This is a genomic window from Streptomyces sp. NPDC041968 (assembly GCF_055589025.1).
On record NZ_JBVJCB010000004.1, the window covers coordinates 358,201 to 377,978 of the forward strand.

Genomic DNA, 19,778 nt, shown 5'->3' on the forward strand with positions numbered 1-19,778 from the left:
GGCACGGCGTTCCGGGATGGCAGGATGGCCGGCGACAAAGGCGACGGCGGAACGAGGAAGCCGGTGTGAATCCGGCGCGGTCCCGCCACTGTGATCGGCGAGCGACTCCCGACAGGCCACCGCCCAGCGACGGGTGGGAAGGCCGGGACGAGCATCGACCCGAGAGCCAGGAGACTCACGCGGTCGCCTCCTCGACGGACCACCGGGGCGGATCTCCCCGGAGAGAGGGACGGCACCGCATGCCCGCAACGCCGGCCGGACGAACGACGGACGACGCGAGGACCGCCACGGCCACCGGCCGCGTGCCGTGCCGCGTCGTCGTGTGCCGCGACTGCTGCTGCGGCACCCCCAAAGTGCCCGGCGTGGACCACGCGGCCCAGACCGAGCGCCTGCGCGCCGCGGTACCGGTACGCGTCTCCGACTGCCTCGACGTCTGCGCACAGGCCAACGTCATCGTCGTACAGCCCTCCGCGGAGGGCCGGGCCGCCGGAGCCCGGCCCGTCTGGCTGGGACTGGTCAACGACCCGGACGCGACCGAGGACATCGCCGCCTGGGCACGCGCCGGCGGACCGGGCGTCGCGCCCCGGCCGGACATCCTCGACCTGTACGCCATCACACCACCGCGCCGGAGCCCGGCCTCCTGACCGTCACAGGGAGCGTACGAACACGGAGCCGGAGAAAGGGACAGCAACGTGCACGCAGCCCGCGCCTCGACGGCGTCCGTCACCGCCGCCCTGCACGACGTGGCGGGCCTCGGCGGCTTCTTCGCACTGCGGGTCGGCGGAGAGGACGACGGCTGGCATCCGGTCGCCCGCTGCTACGCCGCGGGTTTCACCGACCTCGCCGCGGCCGTCGCACGCCGTCACCGCACCCGGGAGCCGCGCGTCGACGTGTCCATCGCCCAACTCGGCCACGCCGCCCGCCTCTGGTCACCGGTGCTGGCCTGTGCCGTCCTGCACGGCATCGTCCTCGACCTGGAGGGCCTGCAGCGGGCCGACGACGGACCGGCCCTGCGGGTGCCCCGCCCGGCCGGCCGGTACGTCGACCGGGACGAGGGCGATCCCGTCCGCGCCCTGTACGAGCAGGTGACGGGTCATCTGTCGGCACTGGCCCACGGCCTGCGCGTCAAGGTCGCCCCGCGTCTGCTGGACGGCAACTCCGCGTCGGCGCTCGCGGGGGCCGCCCAGGCCCTGCTCGCGCTCCGTCCCGCCGTCCGCGGACCGCTCACCGACCTGACGACCGCGCTGCTGGACACCGGACGCCTGGCGGGCACCGGAGTGCTGACCGGCCCCGACCTCGCGTTCCGCCGCAGGAGCTGCTGCCTCTACTACCGGGCGCCGGCCGGTTCGAAGTGCGGCGACTGCGGGCTGGCGTGAGGCGGGCGCCAGCCTCACCTCCCGGCGGTGGAAGGCCAGGGCTCGCGCGGTCGGACAGCCCCGGCCCGCCCTCCTCCGGTGCCCGGTGGGCCGAGCACCCGCGGGACCTCGACGAGGTCGCCGGTAGGGTGAAGGAGACGGGGGACGTCCGTACTGCGGTGATCATGGCCGGACGGGCCCCGGGAGCCGAGCAGTTCGGCGACAGCCACCTGTGCTCGCCCGAGCGGGAGCGTCATGTCTGCTGACCACTGCGCGTCCGCCGAGGAGGTCATCCCGATCCTCCGGGTGGGCGACGCCGCGGTGTCCGTGCGGTGGTACGCGAGACTGGGCTTCGTCCAGCAGTGGGAGCACCGGTTCGAACCGGGCTTCCCGGTGTTCACGGAGGTCGCCCGCGGTCGCCTCCGGCTGTACCTGTCGGAGCACGAGGGGGACGCGCGGCCGGACACCCTGGTGTACGTGCGGGTCGCCGATCTGGACGCGGTCGCCCGGGAGTTCGGCGTCCGCCCCGACGAGGCGCCGTGGGGGCGGGAGCTGGAACTCCGTGACCCGGACGGCAACCGCCTGCGCGTGAGCGCGGTCGGCGCATAGGCGGGGCCCCGCGGTCACGCGACCGCGCTGCGGCCCACCACCGTGCCCGCACGGTCGATGCAGATCACGTCCACCCTCACCGGCGCCCCGCGCAGCACCGCGAGGGCCTCGTCGCGGGCCGCCGTCGCGACCAGGTCGCCCAGGGGCACCCCGGCGGCCTGGCAGAGCTGGAGGGCGGCGAGGCCGGTGTTGGCCCCGATCACCGCGTGGGCCAGGGCCTCGTCCGCGCCGCCGTGCCGGGCCAGTTCGGCGAGGAGGCCCCGGTCGACCTGGGAGCGGGCGGAGTGCAGATCCAGGTGGCCGGCGGCGAGCTTGGACAGTTTGGCGAAGCCGCCGCAGACGGTGAGCCGGTCCACCGGGTGCCGTCGTACGTACTTCAGCACGGCGCCCGCGAAGTCGCCCATGTCCAGCAGGGCGTCCTCGGGCAGCCCGTACTCGGCGACCACCGTCTTCTCCGAGGTGGACCCCGTGCATCCGGCGACGTGCGTGCGTCCGGCCGCCCGTGCCACGTCCACCCCGCGCCGGATCGAGTCGATCCACGCAGAGCAGGAGTACGGGACGACGATACCGGTGGTGCCGAGGACGGACAGGCCGCCGAGGATGCCCAGCCTGGGGTTCCAGGTGGAACGGGCGATCTCCTCACCGTGGTCGACGGAGAGGGTGATCTCGACGTCGCCGGCCCCGCCGTACCGCTCGGCGACGAGGGCGACGTGGTCCCGCATCATCCGCCGGGGGACCGGGTTGACGGCCGGTTCGCCGACGGGCAGGGGCAGCCCGGGCCGGGTGACGGTGCCGACGCCGGGCCCGGCCCGGAAGACGACGCCGGAGCCCGCGGGCAACCGCCGTACCGTCGCCCGGACCAGCGCGCCGTGGGTGACGTCGGGGTCGTCACCGGCGTCCTTCACGATCCCCGCCGTCGCGTACGCCTCCGTCAGCTCCTCGGCCGCCAGCGCGAACGACGGGGTCTGCCCCTTGGGCAGGGTGATCGTCACGGGGTCGGGGAAGTCGCCGGTGAGCAGCGCCGTGTACGCGGCCGTCGTCGCCGCCGTGGCGCAGGCACCGGTGGTCCAGCCGGGGCGCAGCCCCGTGTGCTTCAGTTGGGCGCTGCGACCGCCCTCGGCCTCGCCTCTCATGCCTCACTTCCAGGAAGGGACTCGGATGAAGGACCTGTCGTGCACGTGCTGATCCTCGGTGGTACCACGGAGGCCCGGCGCCTCGCCGAACGGCTGGCGGCCGAACCGCTGCCGGGGCTGCGGGTCACCAACTCCCTGGCGGGACGGGTGTCCGCGCCCCGGACGCCGCCCGGCGAGGTCCGCGTCGGCGGCTTCGGCGGTGCCGAGGGGCTCGCCGACTGGCTGCGTGAGCACCGGGTCGATCTGCTCATCGACGCCACTCATCCCTTCGCCGACACGATCAGCTTCCACGCGGCGCGGGCCGCCGCCACCGCACATGTTCCCCTGCTCGCGCTGCGCCGCCCGGGCTGGCAACCGGCCGAGGGCGACGTCTGGCACGAGACCGGCTCCCTGGCAGGGGCCGCCGCGCTGCTGCCCTCCCTGGGCCGGCGGGTCTTCCTGACCACCGGACGGACGGGCCTGTCCGCCTTCGCGGACCTGGCCGACCTCTGGTTCCTGGTCCGGACCGTCGACCCGCCCGAGCCGCCGCGGCCGCCGCGCATGGAGGTCCTGCTGGACCGCGGCCCGTTCACCCCCGAAGGAGAGCGCGAGCTGCTGCGCCGGCACCGGATCGACGTCCTGGTCACCAAGGACAGCGGGGGAGCGGCCACCGCGCCGAAGCTGGCGGCCGCCCGAGAGGCCGGTGTGCCCGTGGTCGTGGTACGCAGACCTCCGGTGCCCCGAGGGGTGCCGGTGGTCACCGAGCCCGAGCAGGCGGTGCGCCGGGTGCGCGAGGCCCACGCACGCCGCCCGCCCCCGGAGCGGCACGGCCCTGACGTCTGCGGGTAGCGGCGAGGCGTCCGGACGGCCTCTTCGGGGAGCAGCGCGCGAGCCCGGCCACCTCGACGGCGAGCACGGTCGTCAGGGACGGATCGCCGGCACCGAGCCAGACGCAGCACAGCTCGCCGCTCACTCCTCCTCGCTCGCGATCGCGTTGACCGCGGCGGCGGCGATGGCGCTGCCCCCGCGACGGCCCCTGACGATCAGGTGCTCCAGGCCGGAGGGATGGGCGGCCAGGGCGTCCTTCGACTCGGCCGCACCGACGAAGCCGACCGGTACACCGATGACGGCGGCCGGCCGGGGCGCCCCCTCCTCGATCATCTCCAGCAGCCGGAAGAGCGCGGTGGGCGCGTTGCCGATGGCGACCACGGCCCCCTCCAGCCGGTCGCGCCACAACTCCAGCGCGGCGGCGCTCCGCGTGGTGCCGAGCCTCGCCGCCAGGTCGGGGACGGCCGGGTCGGACAGGGTGCACAGCACCTCGTTGTCCGCGGGCAGCCGCCTGCGCGTGACGCCGCTGGCCACCATCTGGACGTCGCAGAGGACGGGCGCACCGGCGCGCAGGGCCTCCCGGGCGCGCGCCACCACCGCGGGGGTGTAGGAGAGGTCACGCACGAGGTCGACCATGCCGCAGGCGTGGATCATCCGGACCGCCACCTGGCTGACGCCCGCGGGCAACGCCGCGAGGTCCGTCTCCGCACGGATGGTCGCGAAGGACTGGCGGTAGATGGCCGCGCCGTCCTTCTCGTAGTCGTAGGGGGTCACGATGCTGATCTCGCTGCTCTCGGTCGTCGTCGTACGGGTCATGAGGTGATCGCCGCCAGGACGGTGGCGAGGTGGTGGCCGCTTGGCCGGGTGGCGGTCTCCTCCGCGAGGGCGCGCGCCCGCCGGACGGTGGGGGCACCGCCGGGCACGCGGACCCGGGCCGGGGCGCCGTCGTCGGCCGCGTGCGGCCGCGGCGTCCCCGGGCAGGCGTCGTCGGGGTCCCGTGGAGCCCTCGTGGCCTGGGGTGATGAAGGCGCGGCAGGTGTGGACACGGCGGCGAGCATACCGACCGTCACACCGGGTGTATGCGCTGCCCTCTCGCTCTGACCCTTACCGTGCCGCCCGAGGCACTCCTGTCCTGCTGCATGTCCAGGCAGGGGGAGGGGTGCCGAGCGTGGGCAGTCGCATGGCCTCGGCCTGCTCACGCACCTCGCCGGTCAGCCGGATCGTGCGTGCGGGCCGGTCCGTCGAGGTGAGGAGGGCGGCGGCGTCCGAGAGGCGTGCGGCGACCAGCGCCCGGCATCCGGGAGCCCCGGGCCTCCGCCGAACGCGGACCCGAGCCGGCGCGTCCCGCGGGCGGCCCGGGCCGCGTGTGGAGACCGCGGCGTCAGAGCGAAGTGATCTCCAGGAGCACCGTGCTGTAAATGCTGGAGACCGTGCCCAGGCCCAACGTGCATTGCAGGACCTGGGTCGCGGGGCCGGTCTGGTTCAGCACCACGGCGTCGCCCTGGAACAGCCCGGACGTGACGGTGCCGGTGATGATCACCTGCAGCAGCGCGCCCACCACGGTGGTGTTGAAGTTCGCGGTTACGGTGCTGGTCTCTCCGGTGTTCCAGGTGATGATCAGCGTCATGCTTCCGCCGGCCAGGAGGTCGAGGCAGGTGCGTTGCCGCGGCGGGTTGACGACGACGGACGACCCGGATGTGACGTCCGGCCGCGACAACGATACGCAGGGCCCCAGCTGGTAGGAGACCGTGGACTGGGAGGTCTGCGGCGTGTTGCTCAGCGGCGGGTTGTAACTGGAGACCGCGCTGCTGGGAGGAGTGCAGGTGACGTCCAGGAGACCGCCGGCCTGCCGGGCGGAGGCGTGTACCGGCGACGCCGCCAGCAAGGTGCCGAACAGCAGGCAGAGCGCCGTCAGCACCGTCGCCGTCCGGGGCAGGCTCCGTACACGTAAGGGATGAGACATGGTGGTTCCTCTCCGGGCGGGTGAAGGTGAAGGTCATGGAGGGGTGCGGCGCGGCGGTGGAGCACGTCGGGCAGTGGGCGGGACACGATGCCGCGCGGGACTTCTCCGGTCAGGTTGCTGCCGCACGGTCCGGCGGACAAGGGTGTGTGAGCGCGTGGACGGGGCGAAGGAGACGACCACCGTGTGAACCCCGCGCGCCCGACGGACGACGAGGCCCTCGGAGTGCCGCCCGGCGACCTCGGGGGGCCTACCGGCCCGCCCGCCCTCAGCGGCCCGGCGGTGCCGGCCCTGACATCGGCCGCGCAGGAGCGGGAGACCTTCCCGAACCGGTCGGTGTTCGTCCTCGGACACGGCGCCGGCTCCGCTTCAAGCCCTGGGCCGCGACCCCGTGGACCGCCGGGGCGAGGTCATCGCCTCCACCGACATGGGGAACGTCTCCCACGCCCTGCCCGCACTGCATCCGACCAGTGGAGGCACGGACGTCGGCAGCTGCGCGCCGCATGTGCACATGACCGTCGAGAGGAACCGACCCCTGCGGAAGGCTTGCCGGATGCGACTTCCTTGAGCACCACGTTGCCCACCAACCGAAGCGGCGCCGCGTCAACGGCCGTCTCAAGGACTGCGAAGGCAAACCTGTCGCCTGCTGCCCATCCTGCTCCTGATCCCGCACCCATCTGAGTCCATCGTCATCGCTCTCCATTCGAGAGCTCGTCCAACGCCGCAGCTCGGCGTCCCGGTACACCTCAACCAGCGCGGCAACGTCTTCCGCGCACCAGGGGCGAAGGACAAGAGCGGGAGCCGTCGGCGTCGCGGCAGCCCTGAGTACGACGGAAGGGCTCACTGCCGGGTCACGCGCAGCGGAGTCTTGCCCCGCCCTTGGCGATGGCTGGTCCATGCCGCCCCGCAGCCGCCCCGTCATCCCTGTGTCCGAGCCCGCAGAGCATCGACGGTCCAGTCGAGCACCGGTCGCAAACTCTCCGGACCGGGCCAGCCGTTGATCACCGCGAGCAGCGAGCCGTACCGCTCTCTGCGAGGGTCGTTCATGCGTCCCAGCCGGGCCAGGAGCTGCCGGCGCGACTCGGCATCGTCGCGGTGGCCGAGGAGATGCGCGCAGCGGTTCATGAGCGCCGCGACGGTCGGATCGGCCTGGGGCGAGGCTGGTTCGACACCCGCTGCCACGACCGGCGTGACCTGGTCACGGACGATCGCAGCCAAGTCGCGGTGCAGAGCGGGTGGACTGCCCTGGTCGAGCCCGGCCGTCTGCTCCCGGACCAGGTGCCGTACGAGGGCGCGAAAGTCCGGGTCCTGCGTCAGCTCGGCCAGTTCCACCCACGCCTGGATCTGCTCCGTGTCGGGGTTGTCCGGCAGTTCCGGAGTCATCGAGCGCATGACTCCCGTGAACACGGAGCCGCTGCCCACACCGCCGAAGGCTGCGTCGAGGAAGTCGTCGACCAGCTGCCGGCGTTCGGCTTCGGAGAGCTTCGCCAGTTCGTGCATCAGATGGGTCTCCTCAAGGGTGGCCTCGCGTTCCGCCACGGCGGTCAGCACCGCACGGCGCATCCGCAGGATGCGGATCTGCACGTCCAACGCGTCGGCATGTACCGCGGCGACCTCCGACAGCGCGCGTCCCCGGTCCATGACCTGCCGGACGGCTGCAAGGTCCAGCCCGAGGTCGCGCAGGGTCCGCACCAGATTCAGGCGGGCGACGGCGTCGTCGTCGTAGAGGCGGTAGCCGGCCGGGCTGCGGTCGGCGGGCGGAACGAGTCCGCAGTCGGAGTAGAACCGGATGGTCTTCACCGTGGTACCAGTCCGCCGGGCCAGCTCGCCGATCGAGTAGAGCGTGTGGCCGTTCATGTCCCCACCTTCCGGTCTCCCCCTGCTGGAGACTCAAGCTCGTGAACTCGCGACAGTCGGATCCTCACAAACGGCCAGCGGCTCGCGTCCGAGTGCGTCAGCCGGGTCGAGGCCGTGGACAGCGACTTCGACGACTCGGGTGAACAGGAACTCCGACAAGAACATGGCGTCACCATGACGCGCCCAGACGGTACGACTGGCCGGCTGAACCCGGCACCGTCGGTCGACTCACCGCCAGGTCGCGGGGAAGTCCTCGGCGCAGGTGACCCCGTCAGCCGGCTCCGGCGCCCGGTTCTGAGCGGACTGCAGGGCAGGGGAGATCGTCTTGCGGCAGTTGGTGATCACCGCTATTGGAGATCACCGCTCTTCGGTGCGGGGGCGCGGCTTCGGCCGCATGTCTGCGCCGTAGGTGGTGTGGTAGTCCGGGACAACGATCCGGCTCCCCGGGGACTCCTGGCGGACCAGCGCGACGAAGGCGTCCAGGTCCATCGCCGGGTCACGGCGCGGTGGTTGGCTCAGGGGCGTCTCGAAGTTGTCCCAGTGGACGGGTACGACGACGCCGGGCTGCCCGAGTGCTCGCAGCAGCCGGGACGCATAGCGGGACGTCGACTTGCTGGACGGCACCGCGATCATTGCGAGATCGGGGCCGAGTCCTTGGACCGCTCGCTCGGAGAAGTCGCTGGCACCCATCAGGAAGGCCGAGGGCGCGCCACTGCCGGCCGTCACCTGGAAGGCGAGCGTGTCGCCCTCCGGCAGGTCGGAGATGGTACGGGGAACTGTCGGCGGTGGCGCGTGCAGGGTTCCCGGAGCGAAGTAGGTGTGCCGCTTGTTGCGGCTGTGCAGGCTCGACACCACCTGGACCGTGATTCCGTCGAAGTCCAGCACCTCGCCACCCTTGACCACCGAGATCTGCCCGGGGTCGACGCCGAACGCGACCAGCAGGTGGAACGTCGTCTCCGTGCCGACGACCTGGGCACCGGTGGCCTTCGCGATGTACGGCACGTCGGCGATGTGGTCCCAGTGGGAGTGGCTGACCAGGACGATCTCGGGGCGGCCGACGTGCTTCCGCACCCGTTGAGGGTCGGAACTCAGCTTCGTACCCGGCTCGAAGCCTCCGTCGAACAGGCCCGTCTTGAACCGGGTGAGGTACGGGTCGAAGAGCACGGTCCGCCCCTCGACGTCGATGCGCCAGCCGGACGTGCCCAGCCAGCGGAAGGAAGTCGAACCAGTCCGCGAGGTTGTGCGGGTCGTGGCGGTGGCGGTGGCGTGGGCGGGGGAGGCGATAAGCGGGGCGGCCGCGCCGAACGCGGCGCCGCGCAGCACCGTGCGCCGGCCGAAACCCTGGAGGCGCCGCTTCGGGCGGGGTGCGTCTGTGTCGTCGCTCATGCGGTCAGGAGATCAGGAGACATCCGCCACAGTCCAAGATCGATTCTCCCGCGGTCTCATATGCATTCCTGTATGGGGCCAGGTCATCGATGGTGGCGGCGGAGAAAGTCGACAGCGATCCGAGCCGCTGTGCCGATCGCCGCGTCGACGGCCGTACGCGATGCGGCGAGTTCCCTCGTGCGGGCGAAGACGGAGACCGCGTAGCGGCCGCCGTCGGGATACCGGACGACCCCCGCCTCCATGTGCAGGCCGGGAAGGGTGCCGGTCTTCGCCGCGACCGTCGCCTCGTCCGGGAATCCCGACACCAGCCGGTGCCGGAACACCTGGCGGGACATCAGCTCTCGTACCTGCGCGCAGGCTTGCGGTGGGCCCGCCTCGTCACGCCAGATGAGGCGCAGCAGCCGGGTGACCTCGCGGGGTGTGCTGGCGTTGGTCCGCGAGGGATCCAGCACGCTCATCCGTCTCTTGCGCTCCTTGGGGAGCGCCGGGTAGCGGAGGGCGAACTCGCTCTCGTCGCGTGCGCCGACCTCGCTGAGCATCGACTGCAGCACATCGCGAGGACCGCCCACGATCCTGGTCCGGTCGAGGCGGAGCTCCTCGGCCAGGAGCCGTACCGTGTCCAGACCGACCTGCGCCAGCAACAGGTCCGCCGCCGAGTTGTCGCTCACCGAGATCGCGAAGAGAGCCAGGTCGCGCAAGGACAGCTCGACATCGTCCGCACAGCCGGCCGTACCCCAGCCCCCGAGCCGGTCCGCTGCCGTGACCCGGACCCGCGCACGGGGGTCGAGCTGACCGGCGGCGACCTGGCGCGCGAACTCCAGGACCAGCAACACCTTGAAGATCGAGGCGATCACGACGGGCTCGTCGGCGCCGACGGCGACCTCGTCGGATGCCGCCCACTCACCCACGGCCGCCGTGTCGCCCACCGAACACCTGCCGCTCGTCGCCTCCTCACAGCCCGGCGCCCCACCGATGGGTACCGCGTGCAGCACCCCCTCGGCTCCCGCCTCCGCGAAGACCTCACGGATCTGATCCTCGACCATCACTCAGCCCCTCACGTACAGTCCCTGACTGTGGATCTCTTGCGCCACCTGCGCATCTTTGTCGCTGTCGCCGAAGAGCTGCATTTCAGCCGGGCCGCCGACCAGCTCGGTATGGCCCAGCCACCCCTCAGTCAGGCGGTGCGCAGGCTGGAGAAGGACCTCGGCGCCGAGCTGTTCGACCGGTCGCGCCGGCAGGTCAAACTGACACCCGCGGGCGCAGTGCTGCTGGAGGAAGCCCGTGAACTCCTGCTCGGCGAACAACGGTTGCGGACGCTGGCCCGCCGCGCCGGGGAGGGCGATGCGGGCACCTTGCGCGCGGGCGTGCCCCCCGGCACGACGGTTGCCACGCTGGCGCTGCTGCTCGGCGCATGTGCGGAACACTATCCGGGCATGTCCGTCGATCTCCAGGAGATCACCACCGACGAGCAACTGCGACTGATCGCGACCGGCGAGCTCGACGTCGGCCTCGTCCACCACCCCGTGGACGTCACCGGCCTCCGTCTCGGTCCGGAGGTGCGCGTGGAACTCGGCGTCGTCCTGCCCCGTGTCTCACCCCTGGCCCGGCTGCCGGAGGTCGCGCTCGCCGAGTTGACCGGTCACGACCTCGTGCTCCTTCCACGTGCGCAGGCCCCCGGCTGGTACGACCGGATTCTGGACACATGCCGGGCCGGGGGCTTCGTGCCCACCGGACTGCGGCATGCCTCGCGCCCCGAACTCCTGCTGGCCCTCGTCACCGCGGGGCACGGCATCGCCTTCGACCAGGGGCCGGTGGCCGGCAAGGAGCCCCGCGTCGTCTGGCGGCCGCTGGCGGGCCGACCCCTCACCCAGCGGACCAGCGGAGTCTGGCCCGCCGACCGATCCTCCCACCCGGCCGCCCCGCACTTCGCCGAACTCGCAGCCGACGTACTCGCCCGCGATCGCCCGGCGATCCTGCACCGCCACGACGACGCGCCCGCGGATGCCGAGCCGCCCCGCCCCTGGGCGGTGGTGTATGACGAGGCGACATCGCGCGGGTAGGCGGTCTCGACTCCGAAGACGACCGGCGGCTGCCTTCCCCGCACCCTTCCGGTGTCGGCGCGATGCGGTCTGCCGGCTTCCTGCGCCTCTCTGGTGCACGCATGCCGGTGGAGGTGAGGGGGGACGCCGCAGAGGCCGCAAGGAAGGGTCCGGAGATCCTCGGTGCAGCCGGGCATCCGCTCAGTGCGGTGGTGGTAGCGGGTGCAGGGCGTTGCCGACCGTGCAGCCGCCCTCTCCGGGCATCCGCTGGATGCGAGGCGGCATCCACACCTCGGTGGCACCGGGTTCCACGCGGGCGAGGAGGCAGTCCTGCGGGTCGAAGTGGCTGCCCTGGACCGACAGGAGAATGCCCACCCGCCCGCCGTCCGCGTCTACCTCGGTGCGGATCGCCGGATCCAGGTCGAGGGCGGCGATCGTACGGCGCACCCCGGCCTCGTCCACCCGGCCGCCCTCCGGCACGCGGGGGAGCGACGCGCGGAGCTGCTCGAAAGGCAGCCGGGGTGGCTCGGGTGGCGGCGCGAAGGACAGCGGAGGGCCATCGGGGCAGTCCACGTCGCGGGGAGCCTCACCCCACCGGGACTTGGGAGAGACCCGCACGGCGAAGCAGCGCCGAACGACGACCTCCTGGACGTCGAACCACTCGCTGTACGCCGAGCCGGACGTACGGACGATCACGTCGACGCCGTCCCCGTCGTGTGTGGAGGTACCCGTCACCCGCAGTACCTCCACACCGTCGATACCCGTGGCGGAGCGGCCGACCTCCTCCGCCGTGCGGGGGCGCTGACTGCGCAGCAGCTTGCCCGCCTTCGTGGCCACCTCTCGCGCGACATCCGTCGCCTCGTCCTCGGAGGACTGCACCACGCCGCAGCCGACAGTGAGCAGCAACAGCGGGGTGAGAAGCAGTAGTCGGCGCATGGTCCCACCCTTCCGACGCCGCGCGTGACGGGCAGCCGCTCGCGTACTCGGACCGGTTGGGTGATCGTACTCAGCTTGTTCCTAACCTGAGCGCAGTCGGGCGCGCAGGACTGCCGCACCGTCCCCCTCGAGGTCCTCGCAGGCCGCCGCGCGGCCTGCCATCCCCATCACCAGTGAGAGGGTGGGCCCTCGGAGCAGATTCCCCGAGCCGGTGGTGAACGGTCCATCCGTGGCCTCGACCCGCAAGCCCGCGATTGCCGTGTTGCTCGCGACGGTGAAATCGCGGCTGGCGAAGAAGCGGGCCACGGCGGTCGTCGTTGCCACTGGGGGTGTCCGCACAAGACCCAATGGCCGGCGGATGTCCTCGCTGTGGACGACTATCTCACCCAGCCAGGCCGCAGTATGTCCTGTCGGTCCGGAGGGCCCGGCGACAACGTCGCGAAATCGTCGCAAGGTCTCTTCAGGTGTAGCACCACGGTGCTGGGCGAGCCGTCGGTCGTTGTGCAGATCGGAGTCGAACCGCGCGGCCAGCATGCTCAGCAGCCAGCGCCACATCCTCGTGCTGGCACCTGCCGTCAGATGGGCCACGACCTCCTCCACGGTCCAGCGTTCACACAGTGATGCTTTCGCCCACTGGGCCTCGCTGAGCTGGGCGAGGTCTTCAGCGAGTGCCAACCTCTCGACGTGGATCGCCCTTTCCAGAGCTTTCCGAGTTTCCAGAACGTGTGGTTCAGCCATAGGGCAGCCTCCGGAGATCAAGTTTCCTCCATCAGACTCCTGTCGCCGCCCGAACTCATCGACTGCACCCACTGACGGGCCCAGTGTCGGAGAAGTCCCAAGCCGCGGTAGGGGAAGCGTCACGCTTCCGGGACGAGGTGCACGCGTGTCCGACCAGACGTGGTGACGAGCTGTTCGGCCGGCGGACGCGGTGCTGTGTGCGCCCGGCGCGGTGCACTCGGCAGTCGAGCTGACGCTCCTGTCCGAACACAGCCGTGGACACGGTGCGATGTACGACGGCCTCGACCAGGCCCGGATCGATACCGACCGGCTGCGGTCGTCGCGGGCCGGCCTGTCGCTGCCCCGCTTCCCGGACGGGCGTCTGGTCCTGGCCGTCGACGCGTCGCCGTGGGCTCCTCCGGCCACCGGCTCACCCCTCGGGGCTGGGCGCTCCCACCGCCTCCCGTGACGGGGTGTCACCCGTGCAGGGTGATACATCCCGGCTGCACACGCACTGCCGGAGCATCGACTCGTATGCCCGAAACCGAGCACAGCCTGGCTGTGGACCTGCGCTCGGCCGGGCCGGCGCGGTGGCGGTGCCTTCTCAGCCTACGACGTCCCTGCGGACTTGCGGATCGGCCATCAGGTCTCACTGAAGATCCGCCGGTAGGCGCCGGGTGTGGTGCCGGTATGAGCCCGGAAACGGCGGCGCAGGTTGACCGCCGAGGCGAGTCCGACCCGCGTGGCGATGACTTCGACCGGCAGGTCGGTCTGCTCCAGCAGCACCCGGGCCGCGTCGAGGCGCCGACCGAGCAGCCACTGTCCAGGGCTGGTACCGAGCTGCTCGGTGAACCGCCGGGCGAGGGTCCGAGTGGACAGGCCGGCGTGTTCGGCGAGGCAGGTGAGGGTCAGCCGGGTGTGGAGCCGGGAGGTGGCCCAGTCGAGCAGCGGCGCCAAGGAGTCGTCCGCCCTGGCCGGTGCGGGCTCCGTCGCATACTGGCGTTGGCTGCCGTCCCGGTGCGGGGGCAGGACCATGTTCCGGGCGATCTGGGCGGCGTAGGCCGCGCCGTGGTCGGAACGCACCAGATGCAGGCACAGGTCGATGCCCGCGCCGGTTCCGGCGCTGGTCGCCACGTCGCCGTGGTCCACGAAGAGAACGTCCGGATCCACCCGCACCTGGGGGAAAGCGGCGGCCAGCTGAGCGGCGCGGCGCCAGTGGGTCGTGGCGCTGCGTCCGTCGAGCAGTCCGGCTCGGGCCAGGACGAACGCCCCCGTGCAGATGGCGACGATCCTCGCTCCTCGCCGGTGGGCGGCCCGCAGCGCGTCGGTGACGGTCGGCGGCACCGGTGTGCCGGGGGGCTGCCAGCCGGGGACGACCACGGTGTCCGCCTCCTGGAGGGCCGTCAGCCCGGCGTCGACGAGCATCGTGAAGCCGACGGTGGTCGGCAGAGGGCCGGGCCGCTCGGCACAGACCCGGAAGGTGTAGTGGGCCGGCATGTCCTGCGGGACCGCGCCGAACACCTCGGCGGCGCAGGCGAGCTCGAAGGGGGACTGGGGCGGGTTGACCAGGGCCACCACTCGATGCAGGCTCATGGCAGGAATGTACCCACAGGTGTCTTTCCAGACTCTCGGCCGGAAGGCCGACCCCGGGCACAGTGGTCCCATGAGAGCGACCACCGAAACGGGAGTGTTCAGGGCCACGGTCCACGTGGACGGCGAAACGGCCAGCTACCTGACCGTGGAGCAGGAAGGTCCTGCCGTGTTGCTGCTGCACGGAACGTACTGGAGCCGGGTCTGGCTCCCGGTGCTCGACCACCTCGCGGCGGGTGGGCTGCGACCCCTCGCCGTCGATCTTCCCGGGCTTGGGCGCTCGGGCGGCGAACTCACCCCGGAGGCGGCCACGGTCCCGGCCCTTGCGGCCTGGGTGACACGATTCGCCTCAGCGGCGGCGCTTTCCGGGCCGATCGCCGTGGCGGGTCATGACATCGGCGGCGCGATTGCCCAGCATCTCCTCGTCCACGACCGTCTGGACGTGCCCCGGTTGGCCTTGGTCAACTCGGTCCTCTACGACTCCTGGCCGGCGCCCCACGTGGCCCGCTTCCAAGACCCGGGGACCACCGCCGACGACGTGCTGGACGCCCGCCGACAGGCGGTGACGCGGTCACTTGCCGGTGCCGCCACCGAGCAGCGGGTCGCGGAGTACGTGAATCCGTGGACCGAAGCGCGGGTCCGCCGCTCCTGGACGGCCCTGGCGGGCGCGGCCCACCACCGCTACACCCTGGAACTGATCCCGGCACTACGGTGCTCCACGACCCCCAAGTTGCTGATCTGGGGCGAGGACGACATGCACGAGAGGGTGGAGTACGCCGAGCGATTCGCCTCGGAGATTCCGCACACCACGCTCGTGCGCATCCCGGACGCGGACCACATCCCCACGGAGAACGCGCCCGGCCAGATCGGCCGGGCGCTCGTCGACTTCCTCACGGCGTAGAGATCGCGTGCGTTCGCACCACGGTTGAGGAAGGCGAACCGTGGAGCAGGCGATGCGAGGGGCAGGGCCCGGGCACAGAGCAATCATGGCCCTGGTTAGGTCGTCACCGCCCTTGGCGTGATCGTCTATGTGGCCCACTCCCAGCGGCACTGAGGGCTGTGGTTGTTGCCGTCCCGCACGGCGCGCTGTCTGGGCACCGCGGGCGACCAGTTCGGACAAGGAGAGGCCCGGACCGCAGTCGGCGTCCAGGATGCGGCAGCCGAGCCGGTGGGTGGGCGAGGGGGGAAGGCCCCGCGAGGTGGAAGCCTCGCGGGGCCGGTGTGCCGTGGGACTTGTTCAACTGCGTCCGGCTGACGTCAGTTGAAGTTGACGTCGCTGCACAGGAAGTACTTCTGGTCCATGTGGGAAGCCTTCCAGACGGTCACCACGACGTGCCGCCCGCTGTAGCCCGACGTACTGACGTCGGTGACGTAGTGCGCCTGGTAGGGGTAGCGGCCGGTCTTCTTCACCAGCTCCAGATCGTCCCACCCGATCAGCTCGTACTCGGGGTTGAAGCCCTGCTTGGTGACGTAGACCTCGAGCCAGTCCGCACCGTGCCGTGCCTCGTCGTAGAGGTCGACGGTGAAGTGGGAGCCGATGTCGGTCATCTTCCACGGACCGGGGCGGTCCAGCGGCCGGTAGTTCGTCTCGCCCTGGCCGCCGGCGCTGCAGATCTGGCCGTCGGGGATGACCTGCTGGTAGTTGTCGCCGGTGTTGTTGGCGTAGACGGCCTTCCACGCGCCGATGGCGTTCGGGTTCTCGTGGTAGGTGCGGTAGCACATGGGGTCCTGGGACTCGTTGGGCTCGCTGTAGCCCCAGCGCTGCAGGCAGCCGTAGTTGCGGGTCTCGGGGGTGATGACCGTGCCGTGTGCGGCGGCCGTCGGCGCTTGGGCGAGCACGCCGAGCAGGCTGGTGGCCAGTACGGCGGCGCCCAGTGCGGTGCGGCCGGCCGCGGTTGCGGGTACGCGGTTCATTGTGCGCTTCCTCCGTGTGCGTCAGGAGATCACGGGTCAACACGACTCGCGATTTACGTGCTCATGACATGCTGTTGTGTGGCATCAGATGCTGCGCGTGTCGCTCACCTCCTTTCGCGTTCGCATGGGCTGCCGGTGATGGGCGGAGAGGGTGAGCAGCTCGGTCGCGGACCACCGGCCGGGGCCGAGGACGGCGATGAGCAGGAAGGCCCAGCAGAACAGGACCGCCTGCTCGCCGCCGTTCTCCAGGGGGAACAGACCGTCGCTCTGGTGGTGGACGAAGTAGGCGTAGGCCATGGAGCCCGAGCACACGATGGCGGCAGGCCGGGTGCCCAGGCCGAGCAGGACGAGGGCGCCCCCGATCAGCTGGATCACCGCCGCCCACCATCCGGGCCACTGGCCGGTGCTGGGGGGCTGCCCGTGCGGCCCGCCGAGCACGTCGAAGAGCGTTGCCGCTCCGTGGCAGGCGAATAGCAGTCCGAGCACGATCCGGAACAGGCCCAGCACTGGGCCCTGGTACTTGGTGGGTGTCTCCACGGTGATGCCCTTTCTCAGCGGCGAGCAGGGGATGGAGGCTTCCGCAGCGGATCGAGGGGCGGTGGCCGCCGGCCGCGGCGGATCGCCGGCGGCCACCGGGGTGGGTCAGGAGGTGAGGGTCCACCTCTGGCTGGCCCAGGTGCCGCAGTCCCACAGGTGCAGGCGGGCGCCGTCGGCGGTGCTCTGGCCTTCGAGGTCCAGGCAGCGTCCGGACTTGAGGTTCTTCAGGGTTCCGTTGGCCTGGAAGGCCCACTTCTGGCTGTCCCAGCCGCCGCAGTCCCACAGGTGCGCCTTGGTGCCATTGGCTGTGTCGCCGCCTTCGACGTCCAGGCACTTGCCGCCGGACCTCAGCTGCTGCCCGTCGAGCGCCCAGCTCATCGAGGCCACGTCGGCGCAAGACCACTGCTGGACGGCGGTGCCGTTGGCGATGGAACCGCCGGCGCGGTCGACGCACTTGGAGGTCGCACCGTTGACGATGTTGCCGCCGGTGACCGGGTCGGGGCCGGGGTTGTCGCCGCCGGGACCCCAGGCGTTCCAGTTGTCCCAGTTCTCGGCGTCGAAGCCGATCCGGCCGAGCTTGTCGGCGGCCCAGTTGCTGCCGGACTTCTGGATGACGGTGCCACCGACGGTGTAATTCTCCAGCTTCAGGCCACGGCTGTCACGCGTCTCGTTGCCGAGGGTCACTTTCTGCCCGGCGCTGTTGCTGTACCGCTTGAGGAGGCTGACCTGGGAGGACGGGTCCAGCTGGTTCCACGCGCCGATCTTGAGGTTCTTGACGTGGATGTTCTCGGTGCTGGACAGGGCGAAGACGCGGATGGCGCAGTTGGTCATGCCCTCGACGGTGATGTTCTCGAAGGTCATGTTCTTCACCCACGCTCCCGGGTCGGCCTTGGCGGTCGAGCCCATGTCCTCCCAGTGCGAGGAGGAGTTGAGGACGCAGGTGTTGTACTTGACGTCCTTCCAGTACATGCGGTTGTGGATGACGTGGGTGTTGCTCACGCGGACGTTGTCGATGTTGCGCGGGGTCCAGCCCCACTGGATGACGGGGCCGTTCTCGTTCTTCCAGATGACGGTGTTATCGATGCTGACGTCGCTGTGGTACATCTTCAGCACGTCGTCGTTGGCGTTGAAGAACGTGTTCTTCATGGTGCTGCCGCGGTAGAGCTCGATGCCGTCGGTCTGCCAGTACCAGGAGCCGACCTGCTTGTAGTTGTCGACCCGCATGCTGAACGTCTGCTCGTCGCCGTAGACGACGAAGGAGTGGTACGGCGGCTCGTTGATGGTCACGCCCTGCAGGTCCAGGTGCTGCTGGCGGCCCTGCGCGGAGGCGAACTGCAGCATCTTCACGCAGCTGGAGTGGCAGTTGGAGGCGCCGGAGAGGTGGTCGTAGTTGTTGTTGGTGTCCGCCTCGTAGACGTACTGCTCACCGGAGAGCACGCCCTGGCCGGTCACCTTGTACAGGCCCTGGCTGTCGTCGGGGAACCGGATGGCGCCCTTCACGTACGCGCCGGGGGCCAGGTAGACCCACTTGACCTGCTTGGGCAGCAGCGCGTGGTACTTGGAGGTCATGTAGTAGGTGCCGGGCCGGAAGTACACGATCTCCTCAGCGATCGTGTTCAGGTTGGTGACCTGGCCCTGCTGCGGGTAGTGGATGCTCCCCGAGGCCGCGGTCGGGACCAGCCGGTCCTTCTCCGCTCCGGTCGGGGCCGGCTCGGCGAAGACCAGCATGGAGTTGCGGGGCTCGGTGTGGATGGCCCGGTTGCCGCCGCCGCCCTGGTCGGTGAGCTTGCCGGCGTCGTTCGCCGGGCCGGACATGTCGTTGTAGGCCGTGTACAGCTGCGGGTCGAACTCGACGGAGAACCGGTGGCCCTTGGCGTCGTAGGGCACCTTGACGCGCACGGTGTTGCTGTTGACCAGTTCCTTGGCGAAGTTCAGGCTGCTCGGCTTGATCTTGACCTGGTCGGCCGAGGAGATCGTCTGGCCGGTGCGCAGGGAGACGTCGACCCACACGTCGGTGGTGTACTGGAAGGACGACCAGCTCATGGTGAGGTTCGCGGACGAGGAGAACTCGGCCCCGTCCTCCTTGGTGTAGCCGATCTTGCCCTTGCCGCTGCGCGGGATGCTCATGTAGGCGAAGGAGTCGTACTTCGTCGTGGGGGCCGCTGCGGTGGCGACCTTCACGTCGTAGAACGACGACCGCCGCACTTTGTCGTTCGCCACCGGGCTGGTGGTGTTGAACTCGTAGTTGTCGTGCCACCAGGTCTTCAGAGCGGTGCTGTCGGCGGGTGTCGGCTCAGCCGCCGGAACGGTCCTTGTGTCGGGGGCGGGACCGGTCGGGGGCGTCCCGGCGGCGGCCGCGGTGACGGGCACGATGACCGAGGCCAGTGCCAGCGCCAGACCGACGGCGATCGCCGCCAGTCGTCTCAGTGCTGCTGCAGGCATGCTGATGTCCTTCTCCTTGGCTACAGGGGACCCACCGGCGGCTCCGCACCGTCCCCGGGGGATCGGCGGGCGGCTCGATCGGGCTCGCGAGACAGCGAGACCACGCACGTCAGAGGGGAAGCGTGGCCGACCGGCCACTGGTGGGTTCGTGCAGGTGTGGGGTGGGGCGGCTTCTGTGTTTCCCTGGCCCGTCCGGGCTACGTGGGCGTGGTCGGCCCGTGGCCTGACGGATCGGCAGTCGTGACTTCGTTGCGAAACGGCGACCGGGCCAGTGCAACATTCCTCCCTTCAGCCGGTGAGAGCGGGTGGTGCGTGCGCCCGGGTTCATCCGTGGGGTCGGGGCTTCGGTTCACCGTCCCCTTCGGGCCGGCGGGCGCCACCCGTGCTCCGGGCCCGTTTGCGCCGACAACGAGGCACGGGGGTGTCGCGTAAGCGCCGGCTGTTGAGCCCGGCGCGCTGCGGTCGCCGGATAACGTCCCGTCATTTCTTCCCCGTG

General features: G+C 71.0%; 19 protein-coding genes, 1 pseudogene and 1 riboswitch. Of the genes and pseudogenes, 7 read left to right on the top strand and 13 right to left on the bottom strand.

Annotated features, from left to right (window positions below):
* Window positions 1-9 precede the first annotated feature (9 nt).
* Window positions 10-193, top strand: a riboswitch (cobalamin riboswitch).
* Window positions 194-239: 46 nt separating this feature from the next.
* From ACZ6EG_RS12595 to ACZ6EG_RS12605, 3 genes are all read left to right on the top strand, one after another.
* Complete coding sequence (locus ACZ6EG_RS12595) at window positions 240-644, top strand: (2Fe-2S) ferredoxin domain-containing protein (RefSeq protein WP_391968456.1); 405 nt, start codon at window positions 240-242, stop codon at window positions 642-644.
* Window positions 645-692: 48 nt separating this feature from the next.
* On the top strand, window positions 693-1,376 hold the full coding sequence (locus ACZ6EG_RS12600; RefSeq protein ID WP_469604041.1) for a (2Fe-2S)-binding protein: 684 nt from the start codon (window positions 693-695) through the stop codon (window positions 1,374-1,376).
* 234 nt (window positions 1,377-1,610) lie between these two features.
* Window positions 1,611-1,964, top strand: a complete 354-nt coding sequence (locus ACZ6EG_RS12605) for a glyoxalase superfamily protein (protein WP_391968454.1) — start codon at window positions 1,611-1,613, stop codon at window positions 1,962-1,964.
* A 14-nt stretch (window positions 1,965-1,978) separates the two neighbouring features.
* Here the strand turns inward: ACZ6EG_RS12605 and ACZ6EG_RS12610 are convergent, their stop codons facing one another.
* Window positions 1,979-3,097 carry a cobalt-precorrin-5B (C(1))-methyltransferase gene (locus tag ACZ6EG_RS12610; protein WP_391968453.1) on the bottom strand — a complete coding sequence of 373 codons (1,119 nt, stop codon included), beginning with the start codon at window positions 3,095-3,097 and terminating at the stop codon, window positions 1,979-1,981.
* 39 nt (window positions 3,098-3,136) lie between these two features.
* Here ACZ6EG_RS12610 and ACZ6EG_RS12615 point away from each other — a divergent pair, with 39 nt between their 5' ends.
* Window positions 3,137-3,925, top strand: coding sequence for a cobalt-precorrin-6A reductase (locus ACZ6EG_RS12615; protein ID WP_391968452.1), 789 nt, complete (start codon window positions 3,137-3,139; stop codon window positions 3,923-3,925).
* Window positions 3,926-4,045: 120 nt separating this feature from the next.
* Here ACZ6EG_RS12615 and ACZ6EG_RS12620 read toward each other — a convergent pair whose 3' ends face one another.
* From ACZ6EG_RS12620 to ACZ6EG_RS12645, 6 genes are all read right to left on the bottom strand, one after another.
* A complete protein-coding gene (locus tag ACZ6EG_RS12620) occupies window positions 4,046-4,720 on the bottom strand; it encodes a precorrin-8X methylmutase (RefSeq protein ID WP_391968451.1) in 675 nt (224 codons plus the stop codon).
* A complete protein-coding gene (locus tag ACZ6EG_RS12625) occupies window positions 4,717-4,950 on the bottom strand; it encodes a hypothetical protein (RefSeq protein ID WP_469604046.1) in 234 nt (77 codons plus the stop codon). The genes ACZ6EG_RS12620 and ACZ6EG_RS12625 overlap by 4 nt, the downstream gene beginning before the upstream one ends.
* Window positions 4,951-5,285: 335 nt before the next feature.
* Entirely contained in the window at window positions 5,286-5,867 is a 582-nt protein-coding gene (locus ACZ6EG_RS12630; RefSeq protein ID WP_391968449.1) for a hypothetical protein, read from the bottom strand.
* A 915-nt stretch (window positions 5,868-6,782) separates the two neighbouring features.
* Complete coding sequence (locus ACZ6EG_RS12635) at window positions 6,783-7,721, bottom strand: MerR family transcriptional regulator (protein WP_469604049.1); 939 nt, start codon at window positions 7,719-7,721, stop codon at window positions 6,783-6,785.
* A 357-nt stretch (window positions 7,722-8,078) separates the two neighbouring features.
* Entirely contained in the window at window positions 8,079-9,044 is a 966-nt protein-coding gene (locus tag ACZ6EG_RS12640) for an MBL fold metallo-hydrolase (RefSeq protein WP_391968710.1), read from the bottom strand.
* Window positions 9,045-9,190: 146 nt separating this feature from the next.
* A complete protein-coding gene (locus ACZ6EG_RS12645) occupies window positions 9,191-10,150 on the bottom strand; it encodes a serine hydrolase (RefSeq protein ID WP_391968447.1) in 960 nt (319 codons plus the stop codon).
* Between the two features lie 39 nt (window positions 10,151-10,189).
* Here ACZ6EG_RS12645 and ACZ6EG_RS12650 point away from each other — a divergent pair, with 39 nt between their 5' ends.
* On the top strand, window positions 10,190-11,167 hold the full coding sequence (locus ACZ6EG_RS12650; protein ID WP_469604332.1) for a LysR family transcriptional regulator: 978 nt from the start codon (window positions 10,190-10,192) through the stop codon (window positions 11,165-11,167).
* 180 nt (window positions 11,168-11,347) lie between these two features.
* Here the strand turns inward: ACZ6EG_RS12650 and ACZ6EG_RS12655 are convergent, their stop codons facing one another.
* The gene (locus ACZ6EG_RS12655; RefSeq protein WP_469604053.1) at window positions 11,348-12,082 is read right to left on the bottom strand and encodes a translation initiation factor IF-2; all 735 of its coding nucleotides are present in this window, start codon (window positions 12,080-12,082) and stop codon (window positions 11,348-11,350) included.
* 81 nt (window positions 12,083-12,163) lie between these two features.
* A complete protein-coding gene (locus ACZ6EG_RS12660) occupies window positions 12,164-12,820 on the bottom strand; it encodes a maleylpyruvate isomerase family mycothiol-dependent enzyme (RefSeq protein ID WP_391968445.1) in 657 nt (218 codons plus the stop codon).
* 83 nt (window positions 12,821-12,903) lie between these two features.
* Here ACZ6EG_RS12660 and ACZ6EG_RS12665 point away from each other — a divergent pair.
* Window positions 12,904-13,211 (top strand): annotated as a pseudogene (locus ACZ6EG_RS12665) (transposase); the annotation flags it as partial.
* Between the two features lie 230 nt (window positions 13,212-13,441).
* Here the strand turns inward: ACZ6EG_RS12665 and ACZ6EG_RS12670 are convergent.
* A complete protein-coding gene (locus ACZ6EG_RS12670; RefSeq protein ID WP_391968444.1) occupies window positions 13,442-14,392 on the bottom strand; it encodes a GlxA family transcriptional regulator in 951 nt (316 codons plus the stop codon).
* Between the two features lie 70 nt (window positions 14,393-14,462).
* Between ACZ6EG_RS12670 and ACZ6EG_RS12675 the strand changes: the two genes are divergently transcribed.
* Window positions 14,463-15,290, top strand: coding sequence for an alpha/beta fold hydrolase (locus ACZ6EG_RS12675; protein ID WP_391968443.1), 828 nt, complete (start codon window positions 14,463-14,465; stop codon window positions 15,288-15,290).
* 356 nt (window positions 15,291-15,646) lie between these two features.
* Here the strand turns inward: ACZ6EG_RS12675 and ACZ6EG_RS12680 are convergent, their stop codons facing one another.
* The 3 genes from ACZ6EG_RS12680 to ACZ6EG_RS12690 all read right to left on the bottom strand — a co-directional run bounded on the left by ACZ6EG_RS12680 (window position 15,647) and on the right by ACZ6EG_RS12690 (window position 19,282).
* Complete coding sequence (locus ACZ6EG_RS12680) at window positions 15,647-16,303, bottom strand: lytic polysaccharide monooxygenase (protein ID WP_391968442.1); 657 nt, start codon at window positions 16,301-16,303, stop codon at window positions 15,647-15,649.
* 84 nt (window positions 16,304-16,387) lie between these two features.
* Window positions 16,388-16,840, bottom strand: coding sequence for a DoxX family protein (locus tag ACZ6EG_RS12685; protein WP_391968441.1), 453 nt, complete (start codon window positions 16,838-16,840; stop codon window positions 16,388-16,390).
* A 105-nt stretch (window positions 16,841-16,945) separates the two neighbouring features.
* Window positions 16,946-19,282 carry a family 49 glycosyl hydrolase gene (locus ACZ6EG_RS12690; RefSeq protein WP_469604058.1) on the bottom strand — a complete coding sequence of 779 codons (2,337 nt, stop codon included), beginning with the start codon at window positions 19,280-19,282 and terminating at the stop codon, window positions 16,946-16,948.
* Window positions 19,283-19,778 lie beyond the last annotated feature (496 nt).